General features: G+C 69.1%; 12 protein-coding genes and 1 pseudogene. 5 read left to right on the forward strand and 8 right to left on the reverse strand.

Annotated elements, in window-relative coordinates; genetic code table 11:
* A partial coding sequence (locus ACZ7GJ_RS28085) for a hypothetical protein (protein ID WP_470755779.1) occupies positions 1-154 on the forward strand: 154 nt, incomplete at its 5' end.
* Positions 155-173: 19 nt separating this feature from the next.
* Here ACZ7GJ_RS28085 and ACZ7GJ_RS28090 read toward each other — a convergent pair.
* Both ACZ7GJ_RS28090 and ACZ7GJ_RS28095 read right to left on the reverse strand, forming a co-directional pair.
* A complete protein-coding gene (locus ACZ7GJ_RS28090; RefSeq protein ID WP_470755689.1) occupies positions 174-935 on the reverse strand; it encodes a hypothetical protein in 762 nt (253 codons plus the stop codon).
* Between the two features lie 583 nt (positions 936-1,518).
* Complete coding sequence (locus ACZ7GJ_RS28095; RefSeq protein ID WP_470755690.1) at positions 1,519-3,039, reverse strand: glycosyltransferase family 4 protein; 1,521 nt, start codon at positions 3,037-3,039, stop codon at positions 1,519-1,521.
* A gap of 389 nt (positions 3,040-3,428) precedes the next feature.
* On the opposite strand from ACZ7GJ_RS28095, the gene ACZ7GJ_RS28100 reads away from it, so the two are divergent.
* The gene (locus tag ACZ7GJ_RS28100) at positions 3,429-4,781 is read left to right on the forward strand and encodes a GNAT family N-acetyltransferase (protein WP_470755691.1); all 1,353 of its coding nucleotides are present in this window, start codon (positions 3,429-3,431) and stop codon (positions 4,779-4,781) included.
* Positions 4,782-4,842: 61 nt separating this feature from the next.
* Here ACZ7GJ_RS28100 and ACZ7GJ_RS28105 read toward each other — a convergent pair whose 3' ends face one another.
* The 5 genes and pseudogenes from ACZ7GJ_RS28105 to ACZ7GJ_RS28125 form a co-directional block, all read right to left on the reverse strand.
* Positions 4,843-5,967, reverse strand: coding sequence for an alpha/beta hydrolase (locus tag ACZ7GJ_RS28105; RefSeq protein WP_470755692.1), 1,125 nt, complete (start codon positions 5,965-5,967; stop codon positions 4,843-4,845).
* A 122-nt stretch (positions 5,968-6,089) separates the two neighbouring features.
* Positions 6,090-6,530: pseudogene (gene folK, locus ACZ7GJ_RS28110) on the reverse strand (2-amino-4-hydroxy-6-hydroxymethyldihydropteridine diphosphokinase); the annotation flags it as partial.
* Positions 6,531-7,268: 738 nt separating this feature from the next.
* On the reverse strand, positions 7,269-7,412 hold the full coding sequence (locus tag ACZ7GJ_RS28115; protein ID WP_470755693.1) for a hypothetical protein: 144 nt from the start codon (positions 7,410-7,412) through the stop codon (positions 7,269-7,271).
* Between the two features lie 165 nt (positions 7,413-7,577).
* Complete coding sequence (locus tag ACZ7GJ_RS28120; RefSeq protein WP_470755694.1) at positions 7,578-8,279, reverse strand: lytic polysaccharide monooxygenase; 702 nt, start codon at positions 8,277-8,279, stop codon at positions 7,578-7,580.
* Between the two features lie 90 nt (positions 8,280-8,369).
* The gene (locus tag ACZ7GJ_RS28125) at positions 8,370-9,722 is read right to left on the reverse strand and encodes a fibronectin type III domain-containing protein (protein WP_470755695.1); all 1,353 of its coding nucleotides are present in this window, start codon (positions 9,720-9,722) and stop codon (positions 8,370-8,372) included.
* 294 nt (positions 9,723-10,016) lie between these two features.
* Between ACZ7GJ_RS28125 and ACZ7GJ_RS28130 the strand changes: the two genes are divergently transcribed.
* Together ACZ7GJ_RS28130 and ACZ7GJ_RS28135 are read left to right on the forward strand one after the other, a co-directional pair.
* Positions 10,017-11,033 (forward strand): hypothetical protein, encoded by a 1,017-nt coding sequence (locus ACZ7GJ_RS28130; protein WP_470755696.1) that lies wholly within the window; start codon positions 10,017-10,019, stop codon positions 11,031-11,033.
* A 137-nt stretch (positions 11,034-11,170) separates the two neighbouring features.
* Positions 11,171-12,721 (forward strand): hypothetical protein, encoded by a 1,551-nt coding sequence (locus ACZ7GJ_RS28135; protein ID WP_470755697.1) that lies wholly within the window; start codon positions 11,171-11,173, stop codon positions 12,719-12,721.
* Here ACZ7GJ_RS28135 and ACZ7GJ_RS28140 read toward each other — a convergent pair.
* The gene (locus ACZ7GJ_RS28140) at positions 12,718-13,455 is read right to left on the reverse strand and encodes a VOC family protein (RefSeq protein WP_470755698.1); all 738 of its coding nucleotides are present in this window, start codon (positions 13,453-13,455) and stop codon (positions 12,718-12,720) included. The two genes, ACZ7GJ_RS28135 and ACZ7GJ_RS28140, sit on opposite strands and share 4 nt — an antisense overlap.
* A gap of 135 nt (positions 13,456-13,590) precedes the next feature.
* Between ACZ7GJ_RS28140 and ACZ7GJ_RS28145 the strand changes: the two genes are divergently transcribed.
* Positions 13,591-14,202 carry a type 1 glutamine amidotransferase family protein gene (locus tag ACZ7GJ_RS28145; protein ID WP_470755699.1) on the forward strand — a complete coding sequence of 204 codons (612 nt, stop codon included), beginning with the start codon at positions 13,591-13,593 and terminating at the stop codon, positions 14,200-14,202.
* The last annotated feature ends 33 nt before the right edge of the window (positions 14,203-14,235 follow it).

Below are 14,235 nucleotides of genomic sequence, written 5' to 3' on the forward strand. Positions count from 1 at the left end.
CCTGCGCCGCCTGATCCAGACGGCCATCGGCGACCGCCTCGCCAAGGAGATCCTCTCCGGCGAGGTCAAGGACGGAGACACCGTACGGGTCGACGCCGCCGACGACCACCTGCTGATGGGAGCGAGGAGGCAAGCGGAGACGCCGCAGGCCTGAGGACCGCGGCGGGCCGGGATCAGACCTCGTACACAGGGGTGTTCCTTGCCCAGCGGGCCGTCGTCGTGCCGACGCCGGTACTCGTACCGGCGTCGGTGGTCGTCGGGGGTACCAGCGCGCTGGGGATGACGTACTCCAGCTCCGCCGAGGCGCCGCCCCCGGCGCCGGCCTGCGGGCTGATGGTGTGCTCCTTGTGCGGCTTGCCGCGGGCCCACAACGCAAGGGCGTTGGGCTTCTTGTCCCATTCGACGCGGATGCGGACCGTCGCGCGGTTCCCGTACTGGAGCGCCCCCTCGCCGTAGGACAGGGTGTCCGTCCGCTCCTGCCCCAGACTACTGGTGCAGGCCCGGGCCCTCTCCCGCTTGTACGCGGCCGTCGCCGTCACGTTGCCGCCCAACTGCTGGAGGCCCATCAGGGTGCCCGCGGTGCCGGTCGCGGAGAAGGTCGGCCCGGTGGTGAGCGTGTTGCTGTCGGCGAGGGAGCCCGTTGCCTTGTGGGCCGTCCCGATGCTGGCGTTCGGCAGGGGGACGGGCCCCGACGGGCGGCCCTCGGGCAGCAGCGAGATCCATACCCGGCAGTCGTAGTTCCAGGTGTGGTTGCTGCCCGTCAGGTGCGCCAGCAGCTTCGCGCTGCGCCCGATGAAACTCGTCCCGAGGGCGATGAGGTGCTGCCCCGAGAGCACCTGCTCCAGCAGGTCGAAGTTCTGCGGGGTCCGCAGGGCCTCGGGAAGCTGGGCGTGGACCTGCGCGAAGAGCTCGGTGTCGACGTGCAGGGTGCGCACCTGGCTGCTGAGGGGGAGGGGTTGCGGCGGGGGCTGGGGTGTCGCGCGTACAGGGGCGCGAAAAGCCCGCCGGTTTTGCCGGGCACGCTCGAATGGGGTGCTGTAAACGGATCCGGGCATCGGTCACCACCGCACGGTCGACGTTTCACACTGGTTGTGAGGAGTGTGGCACGGCAATCCGGCATGCCGGATGGGACGAAAGTCCCGAAGGAGCGGACCCGGGAGGGGGATGGCATTGACACTAGGCCAAGGAAAAGACGAAGACCGCATGAACCGGCCTTCATTCGCTTTTCTTACGGCCCTTTTAAGGGTGAGTTGAAGCGGGGTCGGGGAAAGGGGCGGACCAGCCGTTAGGTGGAGGCATTCGGCCTCCGGCTGCCCCATAATCGGACGATCCGCCCCTGCCCCTTCACGCTCCGTGGGACCCTTCGTGAACCTGAAGAAGTGCGGCACCCTCCTCGGGTCCGCCCTCGTCGTCGCCGGTCTGCTCGGCGACCCTCCGGCCGACGGCATCGACGACGAAGGCCGGCTCAAAGCCCTCGACGCCCACCTCCCCGAGTCCGGCGGGTCCGATCACTCCGGCTCAGGTGGTCGTGACCGTGCCGCGCGCCGGAGTGGAGCGGGAGCGCTGGAGCGCGGGACGACGCCGGGGCCGGGCGGGCTCCTTGACGCTCTGTGAGCGCGTGAGGGGGTTGATCTCGTGCCACGGGGCCTGCTCCCGGGCCGCACCCGGCGCCCAGCCGACCGAGCCGTCGTACCACGGCCCGACCGTCCACTCCGTACGGGTGCCCGCGGGGACCACCGTCCCACCGGGCCCCTGCCTCGTCCTGCGGCCGAAGTACCTCTGGCGGAACGAGCGCCGAGTCGCCGGCGTCGTCTGCATGGCCGCCTGCGCCATGGCGTCTCCCGCGTGCTCCCAGGAGTACTCCGCGAGGTAGCCGTAGAGCGTACGGGCCTCCTCCCACCGGCCGGACAGGTCCTGCCGGAGCCGCTCCAGGGCTCCGGCCCAGGCCTCGGGCACCGACTCGCCCTCGGGGACGCGGACCACGCAGTTCCCGCCGCCCGGAGCCTGGTCGAAGAACCCGGCGGCGCCACTCTCCGCGTTGACCAGTACGGGGATGCCTCGCCCGGCCGCCTCCGTGGCCACCAGTCCGAACCCTTCGTGCAGCGACGGCATGATCACCGCGTCCGCACGCTCACGGTCCTCGACGAGGTCGGCCGGATTCTTGGTGAAGGGCAGCAGCGTCACATTGCCCTCGGCGCCGTACTCCTTCACCTTGGCCACCCACTTCTGGTGCTCCGCGGGCTCCTTGAGCGGATCGGGCCCTCCCCGGACCGTCAGGTGGAAGGTCGCTCCATGGCGCTGCTTCAGGATCCCCATGGTGCGGATCGCGTTGTCGACGCCCTTGATCTCGTCCGTGGCCCGTCCCGGCAGGAGGAGGTCGACCCGCTCCCCGCCGCCGTGCGGCCCCGCGATCAGTTCGCCGATCTCCGTACCGGGTACGAACTCGTGCAGCCCCGGCACGTGCAGCACCTGATCGGACAGGCGCTCGCACTCGGCCGTGAGCAGTGCCCCCACACCCGTGACGAGGTCGGCCCGGTGCATGATCCTGCGCTCGGAAACGGCGTTCCTGGCGCCCTTCTCCCACCGATTCTTGATCTTGTCCAGCCGTACGGGGCTGGTGTGCAGGAAGTGGATCAGCCGGGCGTTCGGGAACCACTGCTCCCGGATCGACTTGGCCGCCGGCCCCGAGAACCGGGAGTGTCCGATGACCAGTTGGAACGGTTCGTCTCCCGGCGCGAGCAGCCCGTACCCGGCCGGATCGTCCTTCACGAGGCTCTCCAGCGCATCGCGCGGCTCGCGGCCCGGGGTGAGGTCCGGGACGTTGACGATGCGCGTGTCGCCGTGTTGCCGACCCATGCTCGCGGCGTCGTACTGGCCGTCCGGGTCGACCGTCAGCAGTGTCACGTCGTGACGCTGGGCAAGCCCCTTGCACAGCTCCATGTTGAACACCGGTACCCCGCCCAGGCCCAGTCCGCTGACGTCGGACAGGACCAGGATCCGCAATCGGGGCTGGTCCGGTTTGGTGGTCTCCACCTGCATGTTCGTCCTCTCCGTTCATGAGGCCGCACGCCCCCTCCCGAGGAGAATGAAGCCCATGGATGTATGTGACTCTCCATCAGCATCACTGGAGGTACGGGTCCAAATCCATGGACCAATGGCCCTAAACGTTATGAACCGGGTCCCAGGTGGCGTTCCGGCCAAAGAAACCGACCGAGACCGTCTCTGCTCCGCGGATACCTCGCGCCGAACTGCCATGGATGAACAGGCAAACCCACCACGCGACCTGATGGATCGACGGCCGCAGACGGTGGCGTGAAGCAGCCCGGCTCCCTGTGAACACCTGGTTCCCGTTGCTACAGATGGGACGACGATCACCGAGAAGCAGAACGAGAACCGGAATCAGAACCAGAACCAGGAAGGTGCCCGAGATGTCGTCGAAGACGTCCGCGTCCACGCCCGTACCTGCCTCCACGCCCGCTTCCACCCGGCCCGTCAACCGCGGCCTCCCGCCCCCCTCGTGGGAGGTGCGCGCCCTGCCGGCCGACCACTGGCCGTCCTTCTACGCCGCGGTGCTCGGCGCGTTCCACGAGACCGAACCGCAAGAGGCCACCGGCCTGTGGCGTTCCCTCGCCGAACCGCAGCGCTGCGTGGTCGTCCAGGACCTCGGCGCCATCATCGGCACGGCCGGAGCGTTCTCCTTCAGGATGACCGTCCCCGGCGGACAGCTCGTGGACACCGCCGGGGTGACCATGGTCAGCGTCCAGCCCACCCACCGACGGCGCGGTGTCCTCAGCACCCTGATGTGCCATCAGCTGGAGTCGCTCCAGCGCCAGGGCCAGCCGCTCGCGGTACTGACCGCTTCCGAGGCGCCGATCTACGGGCGGTTCGGCTACGGGGTCGCGGCCCGGCAGCTCTCGCTGGACATCGCCTCCTGCCGGGTCCGGATCCCCGCCCGGTCCGGCGGCGAGGGTGCCGGCGGCGGCGATGTGGAGCTGACCGTGGAGGACCCGTACAAGGCCCTCGACGTCTGCGAGGGGTTCTACGCGCGTCAGGTCCCGCTGCGCCCGGGCATGCTGACCCGCGCCGACGGCTGGGAGCTGCTGCCGCTGCTCGACCCGCCCGCCTGGCGCCAAGGCGCGGCCCCGCTCGAATGCGTCGTCGCCCGGGTCGACGGCGAGGTCGTCGGCTACGCCCGCTACGCCGTCGCCGTCGACTGGTCCCGCACCAACACGGCCGAAGGCACCGTACGGGTCCGCGACATCGAAGCGCGCGACCCGCACACCTACGCCACGCTGTGGCGCTTCCTGCTGGAGACCGACCTCACCTCCAGGGTGATCGCCCCGAACAGGCCCGTGGACGAGCCGTTCCTGCACCTGGTGTCTGACGTCCGCCACTGCACGCCCACGGTGCTGGACAGCTTGTACGTACGCGTGGTGGACGCCCCCGTCGCGCTGACCGCCCGCGCCTACGCCACTGAGATCGACCTGGTCCTGGAGATCGAGGACGGCCTGGCCCCCTGGAACCAGGGCCGTTGGCGGCTCACCGGGGACGCCACCGGGGCGGTGTGCACCCGTACCTACGACGCTCCCGACCTCACCCTGGACGCCTCCGCGCTCGGCTCGGCGTACCTGGGCGGCGTCAACCTCACCGAACTGTCCGGCGCGGGCCGGGTCCGTGAGCACCGGACCGGCGCGCTCACCGCCGCGACGACCGCCTTCGCCTCGGCCGCCGCCCCCTGGCTCCCGTACGCCTTCTGCCGCTCGTTGCTTCCGCGGCTGTGACCCCGGGGCCCGTCCTCCCCCCGGAGGACGGGCCCGCCGAGGCTTCCTTCCCGCAGCTCCGCTACTGCGGCTTCGGGCCCTTCATCAGCTTGCTGAGCTGCTCCAGGGGGCCTTCCTTCATGCCCCGGACGTAGTCCCAGCCGTTGTGGTCGCCGCCCTGGATCTCGTGGATCGAGACCTTGATCGGGCCCTTGCCGAACTGCTGCTGGAACTTCTCCATCCGCTCGCGGCCGCCCTCCTTGGTGCCGTACTGGAAGAGGACGTTCACCTCGGGGCCCTTGTCGTTGATCAGCTTCGGGGCGAGCTTCTCGGGGTTGTTCGCGTCCATTTCCGCCTGGTGGCTCTTCCAGAGAGGGGAGTCCGGGACGATCTCGCCGCCGTTGGCGAGGACGGCCCGGAAGCGGTCCGGCTTCTGCAGGAGCTGCTTGAGGCCGACGAAGGCGCCGGAGGAGTTGCCCATGAAGGCCCAGCCGTCACGGGACTTGTAGGTGCGGAAGTTGGCCCGGGCGAGGTCGGGTACGTCCTCGCCGATCCAGGTGCCCATCTTGGCCTGGCCCGGGATGTCGGAGCCGTCGTAGTAGAACTTGTTGTCCGGGTTGAGGATCGGCATGACCAGGATGAACGGGAGGCTCTTGCCGGCCGAGGAGCCCTCGGCGATGGCCTTCTGCAGGCCCAGCTGCGGCATGGTCGCCCAGTAGTTGTCGGCGTTCCCGTTGCCCCCGGGCAGCGCGATCATGACCGGGAAGGCGCTCTTCGCGTACTCTGGGCGGTCGTACTCCTTGGGAGTCCACACCCAGACGCTGCCCTCGAAGCCGGACTTCGCGCCCTTCACCCGGGCCTTGGATATGCGGGTGCCGTCGTCCAGCTTGACCGTCTGCTTGAAGTCGGCGAACGGTCCGGCGGGGAGCGACACGTCGGGGTCCGCGCTCGGAGACGGGGCCCGCTTCCCGCCGCCGGGTGCCGTGTCCTTGTCCTTGCCCGCGTCCACCGCGGCGGGGGGCTTCGCGTAGCTGACGGACTCGCCGTTCCCGTCGAACCAGTCCGTCTTCCAGAAGACCAATCCGGCGCCGGCTCCGGCGAGCAGGGCCACGGCCACCGCGGAGCCGATCCACACCTTCTTGCGGGATCGCTTGGGCGGCTGCGGCTGCGGCTGCGGCTGCGGCTGCGGCTGCGGGTACTCGTGCACGAACGTCGCTCCGAACAGTTGCGGCTGCCCTCAAGGGGCAGAACGGTTGGGTCCTCGCTCCCTCTGATGCGTTTCGCGACCTTTAAGGTTGCAAAAACATGCAAAAAGATGTCGTTTCTGTTTCAAATTCCCGGCAGGTTCAGCATCAGATCGGGGCGGCGGCGCACCCCGGAGGTGTCGGCCGCGGCCAGCAGGTCAGCGACCGGGCCGGCTCCCGCGAGGACCGCGGCAGGTTCGAGGCAGTGCCAGGGAGCCAGGACGCGGGCGCGCACGCGGGCCTGCGGATGCGGGAGTGTCAGGTCCGGGTCGTCGCACACCAGGGCGGCGTACCCCACGAGATCTGCGTCGATGGTGTCCGGCCCGACCCGGTCCTCGCGACGCCGCTGGAAGGCCTCCTCGACGGCCTGGCAGCGGTCGAGCAGGGTGGTCGGCGCCAGCACGGTGCGCACCAGCGCGACCGCGCTGAGCACGGCGGAAGCCGGTCCGCTCCCGCCGCACCGCGCCTCGTAGACGGGGGAGACGGCCTCGACGACGAGCCCCGGGGTGTCGCCGAAAGCGTCGACGGCCCCCTGGAGCGGTCATGCCCCAGCGTTGGCCACTCGCCGTCCTCGTCGGCGCCAGGCCGCTAGAGGGGGTGGCGCGGCCAATGTCACCTGGGAAAATCACGACACCACGAAGTGCTTAACCGGTTGCCTGCGACACTTTGGAACGGGAATAGAGTCAACACAAAGTACAGAAATCGGCAATATTGACATCACGCGAGAATGGCTGATTCATTCACTGGTGAATAACCGTGTCGAGGAGTATGGTTCAAGTCGCCGAGGGCGATTCTCAAACTCTCCCCGCCGTGAGTAATTCAACCCAGAAGGTGAGGAAATGCCACAACTGCACGCGAGGGTGGCGGCAAGCTATGTTGCCTGCGCAGTTCTTCTCTTAGCAAGTTTGACAGTTGGGGGTACTGCCAGTGCCGCTCCATCAGACCGCCTGAGTAGATGCCATCCGATGAGTGATGCCCCATCGTATCCTCCGTTCACATGGAAGCGTGTGGGAGGGTTCGTAACCTGCGGTGAGTGCATCGAGTACGTTGATCGAAGAGTGCCCGCGGGGGAGGGCGCCGGCAGAATCTGGTGCCATTTTGAGGGCCCCAGTGGAAAATGGGTTACCTGGGTTCCGATAGGTTGATCTCTCGCAGAGTTGATTTATGGGCGCATGACCCTTGGCCAATGGGACCGGACCGAGAGGGCGCGCCTGTGGCTATCACTGCGGGAAGCCATTGGGTGACGTCCATGGACTGATTCTGGCTACGCCGTCTGCTCTCGGAGGGTGGAGGTGTCGCACCGTACGCAGCGCAGCGCCATGCGGGACCGGCCGATGCCGTCGGAGCGCAGGAAGTACAGGCGGCCCGACACGGCGAGGACCCGGGTGCTGCTCGTGGTGGTGTCCATGGGCAGCACCGTACGCCGGAGCCCGGATCTCGATTCGGTTGCCGAGACACGCGCCGAGGGCGATGACGGCCGACTCGCTCCGCACGTAGTACATCGATGACTCCGGGTCGTGGTCGAGGTGGGTGTCCGCCCGATCGTGGCCATGCGGAACGGCCTCTGGACGGCTCACTTGAAGGTGACGTCCGAGCAGGAGTAGAAGGCCTCCTCGCTCTGGAAGGATCCGTCGGGCTTCTTCAGGCCGTGCCAGATCGTGTAGATCATGTGCTTGCCCTTCTTCTCCGGCAGCTGCGCCGTGAAGTTGAACATCTTGCTCCCGAGGAACCCCGGGGCCGCGGCGACGGCCGCGGTGTTGTCGGCGCTGAGGAAGGGGGTGTCCTCCAGGTCCGACCACTTCAGCGGCTTCGTCGGGTCGTAGCCGTCCTTGGTCGCGTACATCTCCATGCGGTACGGGTTGTGCAGCGCGCTGATGTCGTAGCGCAGGGTGTACTCCTGACCGCTCGGCAGCGTCGTCGAGGGGAAGTCGGCGCGCGGCAGGTCCAGGCCCGCGAACTGCGCGTTGTTCGCGCTGCACAGCTTGCCGTCGGGGATGACGGCGCGGTGTTGCGGGGAGGACGTGGGGGTGCTGTGGTCCATGGCGCGGCCCTGGACGATGGACTTCCAGTCGCCGAGCTGGCCGGTGCTGATGTCCTTCGCGGCCTGGCAGGCCGGGTTCTTCGGGTTCCAGCCGTCCTTGGCGCAGACGACGGCGCGCCCGGCGGGGTCGCCGGTGGCGCCGTGTGCGGCGGCCGGGCCGGCGGCGAGGGTGGTCAGGGCCAGCGGGACGGCCCCGAAAGCGGCGGTGAGGACCGCGAGGCGGCGGGTGGTCATGGCGGGATGCTCCTTGGCGGTGCAGGGGCTGGAGGGGGATGGGGGATGGGGGATGGGGGATGAGGCCCGGACGGACGGCCGGATGGACCGTCAGTGGCCGGTGGTGACGGTCTTCTCCTCGGAGAACGCGCTCCACTTGCCGTCGCCGAGCTTCGCCCGGATCTTCACCTTGAAGGTCTTGCCCGCCTTGTCCCCGACCAGGACCTCACGGGTGGCCGTACCGGACGGGATCGGCATCACCGGGTCGCCGGTGCCCCACATGAACGTCTGGGCGGGCTTGCCGTCCAGGTACACCTGGTACGTGCCGATCTGGCCCTGCCCCGTCGGCACGGACCACTTCAGGTTCAGGTAGTGCTGCGTGGCGTTGCCGTTGCGCTTGCTGCTCGCGGACGCCGTCAGGTTCCCCGGTGCGTGGCCGCCCCCGCCGCCCCCGTCGGGCGCCTTGTCGGTCCGTACGGCGGCCTCGTCGGTCGGCGCGGACTCCTTGCCCGCGGAATTCACCGCCGTCACCCGGAACTTGTACGCCGTGTCCGGGCTCAGGCCGCCCACCGTGGCCGTCGTGGCGCCGGCGTCCACGTCCTGCACCTTGGCGCCGTCGCGGTAGATCCGGTACCCGGTGACCCCGGCCGGGTCCCCGTCCCCGTCCTTGCCGGCCTGCCAGGTCAGGGAGGCCTGGTAGGGGCCGGAAGCCTTGCCGTCGAGCTTCTTCGGGATGGTCGGGGCGGGACGGCCGGGGTCCGGGGCCTTCTTCGTCCTCAGCTGGACCTCCTTGCTGAAGGCGGAGGTCTTGCCGGACTCGGTGACCGCGCGGACCTTGAACCTGTACGCCGTGTCCGGCGTCAGCCCCTCCACGTTCGTCATGGAGATGTCGCCCCCGACGGTCTTGACGGGCTTGCCGTCCCGGAAGACCTCGTACGTGGCGATCTTCGAGCCGAAACCTGTCGACGGCTTCCACATGACGTGGACCGTCTGGTGGTCGATGACGTACGAGCCGGTCTCCTCCGGCGCCGTCGGCGGCTCGGGATCCTGCGACCCGCCCGAGCCGTTCACCTTGCAGCCGGTGATCTGCGGAACGGCCTTGCCGCCCGGGTTGATCCCGACGTTCACCAGGCGCTCGCCCTTGGCGGGGACGGCGCCCCGGTCCTCGATCGGGGTGACCGTGACGCGCTTGCCGTTCTGGACGAGCTTGAACGCCCAGGGGTTGTCGATCGTGGCCTGGCCCTCCGAGACATCGAACTCCAGCTTCCAGTCCTTGGCCGTGCTCTTGCCCTGGTTGCTGAGCGCGAGCCGCCCCGATGCCCACCACTTGCCGGCGCCTTCGGCCACCCCGCAGGTGGTGCTCAGGTCGTTGTCGGTACCGGCGTTCGCGGCGATGGGGATCGCCAGCGCCGCAAGTCCGAGGGAGACGGCGGTGCACGTGAGGACCATTCGCTTACGGGGCATCGGAGATCAGAACCTCTGGTCGGGAGCATGTTCGGCCTGCGGCCACAAGATCGACACTAGGTTCCGATGCGCAGCAAAAATGACCAGATGACCCGTATTTCGGGTTCCTTATAGTCCTGTTAAGGGTCGGATATGACGCCCTTAGAGTCGGCCTCGGACCGCGAGGGCCGGGCGGTGATCAACATCGCGGTCGGCCGAAAGGGTGAGTCGGCCCGAGGGGTGCTTGCGCAAAAGTGGAGTGGAGGCCTCCGACTTCGCCTCCCCATCCACCCCACCCCGCAAACGAGGTGACCCATGTTCAGTTTCACGCACAAGCGCAACGTCGTGGACCCCGGTGTCGAGTTGACCTACCGGGGCAAGCAGAGCCAGGCCAAAGCACGCGGCAAGGCGCGACAAGTCGACGACCAGGTGCGCGAGTACCTGAAGAAGGGCGGGGGAGGACCGTTCGCCGGGAACGGCCTCGGCGGCAAACTGGCCGACTTCTGCACCGCGTACGGGATCACCGGCGAGGGCCGCAAGGACCTGGCCCGCCAGCTCCTGGAGCGCGCGCTGCGCGACCAGAGCGACATGCGCCGGGCCGACCAGCAGCGCATCGCCGGATGGGAGAAGGAGGCCAAGGCGCACGCCCAGCGCGTCCTGGACCAGGCGCCCGCCTGGTTCTACGGGAGCGAGCTGGGATGCGCGTACATCGCCCAGCTCTTCCGCCTCTGCAACCGTGCCCCCGAACAGGACCTCGCGGACGCGCCGTCCGTCGAACGACTGGTCAAGGAGCTGAAGAAGACGCTCCAGGGGCAGGGGCGCGACGCCGAGGTCGACGCGATGATGCCGGTCTTCGCGCAGATCCTGGGCATGCCGAAGGAGAAGGCGGCCGCCTACTTCCGGGCCGAGTTCAAGGCCCCGGGCGGGCGGCTGGACGGTACGTACTACCGCGCCGAGGTGCTGTCACGCCTCGACTGCGAGGAGGGGGACGTGCTGCGCACCCAGGCCCCGACCTCTATCTCCGGCAGGCGGGAGAAGGCGGAGGACTTCTTCGACCACCGCAAGAAGTACCGCGGCGCCTCAGGCGTCGACGTCCTGTACGTCTTCGACGCCCCGCAGGCCAAGCGGCTGCGCACGGCCCTGGACGTATCGAGCACCGGCGAGGGCGAGGCGGTCGTCCCGGACCGCGCGTTCTTCCAGGTGACCAAGGTGCTCCGGCAGGGCTCCCGGGTGGAGGTCCACCTGGCCCCGGTCCGCTCGGAGCAGGCGAGCAAGGCCCCGTGGACCTGGCTGGGCCACGACGCCGGCCTGCGCCTGCCGGCCCGGCGCTGAGCGGACAGCCGCGGTGTGGAACCCGCGGTGTGGAACCCGCGGGGACCAAGGGCCCTTGATCCACTCGGACCGCGCTGCCACGCTCGGAATCTCATTCCAGGGATCCGGAACCGGATCCGTACCGGAAAGAGGCGGACGTGCCACTGACCCCCGCAGCCACGGCCAAGATGCCGGCCCGAAGGAACGCGCAGCCCCCTGGCCGCGAGAGCGCCGAAGGCCCGGCAGGCGGGCAGGTGAAGCACGAGCCGTCCCCGGTCGAGTGCGCGCAGCTGGCGCACTGGGCCGGCGGCGGGGCCGGTGGTGAGGGCGCGACGGCCGGCCACGGCGAGGCACTGCGCATGCTCGGCTCCGTCGGGAACAACTGGGTGGCGGCGAAGGGCGCGTACGTCGGGAAGGACGGCGCCCCCATGCTCACCCTCACCGGCTTCCGACGCCCCTACGTCAACGAACTGCTGGGGGCGCTCCTGCGGAACCATCCCGGCGCCTTCCTCGCTGCGCCGGGCAGTGACAACGAGACGTCCGACTACGACGTCGCCGTGCTCGGCGGCGAGGGGACCTGGGCGGTCCTGCGGGAGTTCAACACCATCATGCGCGAGGTGTGGGGGACCGAGTCCGGCATCACCTTCGATACCAACGTCTACGTCGACCTGGCCGTGCCGCCCACCACCCGGCTGCCGTCGAGCGCCGATTCGTGGCAGATGAAGGGCGGCCGGCCCAATACGGATCCGGAGTGGGTCCGGGTCCAGGAGACGGCCTCGCTCGCGAAGATACGCCGCTTCATGTCCGCGGGGGACTGGCAGCGCTTCACCCGCGGGATCAGGGATGCCGTCATGGCCGCATCCGGCGGTGACCGACGGGTGGCCGCCCGATTCGAGCAGACCCGCCGCACGGACTCCCTCTTCGGCGCCGCCGACGGCCTCTACCGTGCATACGTACGCGACCTCGCCCGCCTGCTCCGAGCCCGCGGCCACGGTACGGACCGCCCCGCGATGGACGACGAGCGCCTCGTCACGTACCTGGAGCACCACGACGAGAACGCCGTCATGGAAGCCAGGAACGTCCTGTACGCCGTTCACATGCGCGGCGCGCAGAACCTGGCCCGCTCCTACGCCCGCCGCGCCCCGTCCGCCGCGGGCGATCCCGCACCCCGTTCCAAGCCGAACGTCGCGGACCTCAACGCGCGGGCCCAGATCTACGCCATGGAGGCGTACCACTCCGCCGGCGCGGTCTTCGACGTGGTCCACCGCCAGCAGGCGGGCAAGGTCACCGCGGAGGAGCTGTCCGAACCAGACTACGGTCAGTCGTTCAACGAGCAGGTGGGCGACGCGCTCAAGGACCTGACCCACTACGGGAGCGACCCGGGCAAGGCCTTCTACCAGAGCTCGAAGTACGTCCACCGGATGACCCTCGCGGCCGACAAGATCCTGGAACACGGCGGTGGTTCACTGCCCCCGGAGGCGGAAGAACTGCTCGGCGCGCTGCGGCAGCTGAGTGCCAAGACCGGGGTCCTCCAGCGCATCCGCAACGGCGCCGACAAGGAGTTCGCGTCCCTGACGGAGGACCAGAGGTCGGCCCGCGCCCGTACGCAGACGCGGGACCTGCTGGGCACCGATTCCCTGGACGAGTTCCGCCGCCGACTCCTCGACCTGGCCCGCGCGGTCCTCGTCATGCGCTACTCCCGCCCCTAGCGCGGGGTGAGGACGCAGAACTCGTTGCCCTCGGGGTCGGCCAGGACCGCCCACGGGACGTCGCCCTGGCCGAGGTCGACGTCCGTTGCGCCGAGGGCCCGCAGCCGGGCCACTTCCGCCGCGTGGTCGTCTCCGGGGTACGGGCGGAGGTCGAGATGGATGCGGTTCTTCACGGTCTTCGCGTCGGGCGTGCGGATGAATTCGAGATACGGGCCGACGCCCTTGGCGGAGCGCAGCACCGCCTGATCGTCGGTCACCTCGTGCACGGTCCAGTCCATCGCCTCGCCCCAGAACCGGGCCATGACGCGCGGGTCCGCGCAGTCCACCACCACTGCGGCCATCGGCCCGGTGTCCCGGTAGACCTCCCGGGGCTCCAGCACACAGAACTCGTTGCCCTCCGGGTCGGCCAGTACCGTCCAGGGCACATCGCCCTGGCCCACGTCGGCGGGCGTCGCACCGAGGGCCTGGAGGCGTTCGACCAGCTCTGCCTGGTGGGCCGCAGAGGTGGTGGCAAGGTCGACGTGCACGCGGTTCTTCACCGTTTTGGGTTCCGGGATGCGAACGACATCGATGTAGATGGCGGCGGGGTCGGGATAGACAAGGCCCTCGGGTTCGATGTTGGTCACGCCGGGTCCCTCGCTGGAAAGGCCCCAGCCGAGCACCTCCGCCCAGAACCCGCCGACCGCGGAGTCGTCCCGAGCATCCATGGCAACTTGAACAAGCCGTGTCGTCATGCCGCCGACCCTAGCCACACCGCCCTGCCACGCCAAACGTTTTGAGGTAGGCCACCGGTTTCGGATTGGTCTTGGTGGTCGAACAGTACGGCGGGGGAGACTCGGAAGATCCATTGCGTACTTCGAGGAGGAACTGTGACGCAGGTGGCCGTGGTTACGTTCGACGGGTTCAACGAGCTCGACAGTTTCATCGCGTCCGCGCTGATCAACCGGTGCCGCAAGGACGGCCTGGAAGCCTTCATCACGACGCCGACGCCCGTGGTCACCTCCATGAGCGGCGTAGAGGTGTCCGGGCAGCGTCCGATGGAGTTCCTGGCCGAGGCCGATGTCGTGCTGATCGGCAGTGGGGTGAAGACACGAGAGGTGATCGCCGACGACCGGCTGATCTCCAGTCTGTCCCTCGACCCCTCGCGGCAGTTGATCGGCGCGCAGTGCTCCGGCGCCCTGGTGCTCGCGAGGCTCGGGTTGCTGGGCAACATGCCGGCCTGCACGGACAGGATGAGCCGGCCCTTCGTCGAGGCCATGGACGTGACCGTGCTGGACGCGCCCTTCCACGCCGAGGGGAACATCGCCACCGCGGGCGGCTGCCTGGCCTCCCAGTACCTCGCCACCTGGGTGATCACCCGAACACTCGGCGAGCAGGCCGCGCGCGACGTCCTCGACTACGTGGCTCCGGTCGGCGAGAACCAGCAGACCGTCGAGCGCGGCCTGCGTGCCATCCGTGCGGGGGCGGCCGCGCTGCGCTGACGTGTGGACGGGGTACGGGTGCGGCTTTGCGAC

This window comes from Streptomyces sp. NPDC037242, assembly GCF_055604165.1.

What these genes read in the sequence shown, in the direction of transcription:
- ACZ7GJ_RS28095 (WP_470755690.1), bottom strand. Translation starts at nt 3,039, where the DNA reads ATGCAGGTGGAGACCACCAAACCGGACCAGCCCCGATTGCGGATCCTG.
- ACZ7GJ_RS28100 (WP_470755691.1), top strand. Translation starts at nt 3,429, where the DNA reads ATGTCGTCGAAGACGTCCGCGTCCACGCCCGTACCTGCCTCCACGCCC.
- ACZ7GJ_RS28115 (WP_470755693.1), bottom strand. Translation starts at nt 7,412, where the DNA reads ATGGACACCACCACGAGCAGCACCCGGGTCCTCGCCGTGTCGGGCCGC.
- ACZ7GJ_RS28120 (WP_470755694.1), bottom strand. Translation starts at nt 8,279, where the DNA reads ATGACCACCCGCCGCCTCGCGGTCCTCACCGCCGCTTTCGGGGCCGTC.
- ACZ7GJ_RS28125 (WP_470755695.1), bottom strand. Translation starts at nt 9,722, where the DNA reads ATGCCCCGTAAGCGAATGGTCCTCACGTGCACCGCCGTCTCCCTCGGA.
- ACZ7GJ_RS28130 (WP_470755696.1), top strand. Translation starts at nt 10,017, where the DNA reads ATGTTCAGTTTCACGCACAAGCGCAACGTCGTGGACCCCGGTGTCGAG.
- ACZ7GJ_RS28140 (WP_470755698.1), bottom strand. Translation starts at nt 13,455, where the DNA reads ATGACGACACGGCTTGTTCAAGTTGCCATGGATGCTCGGGACGACTCC.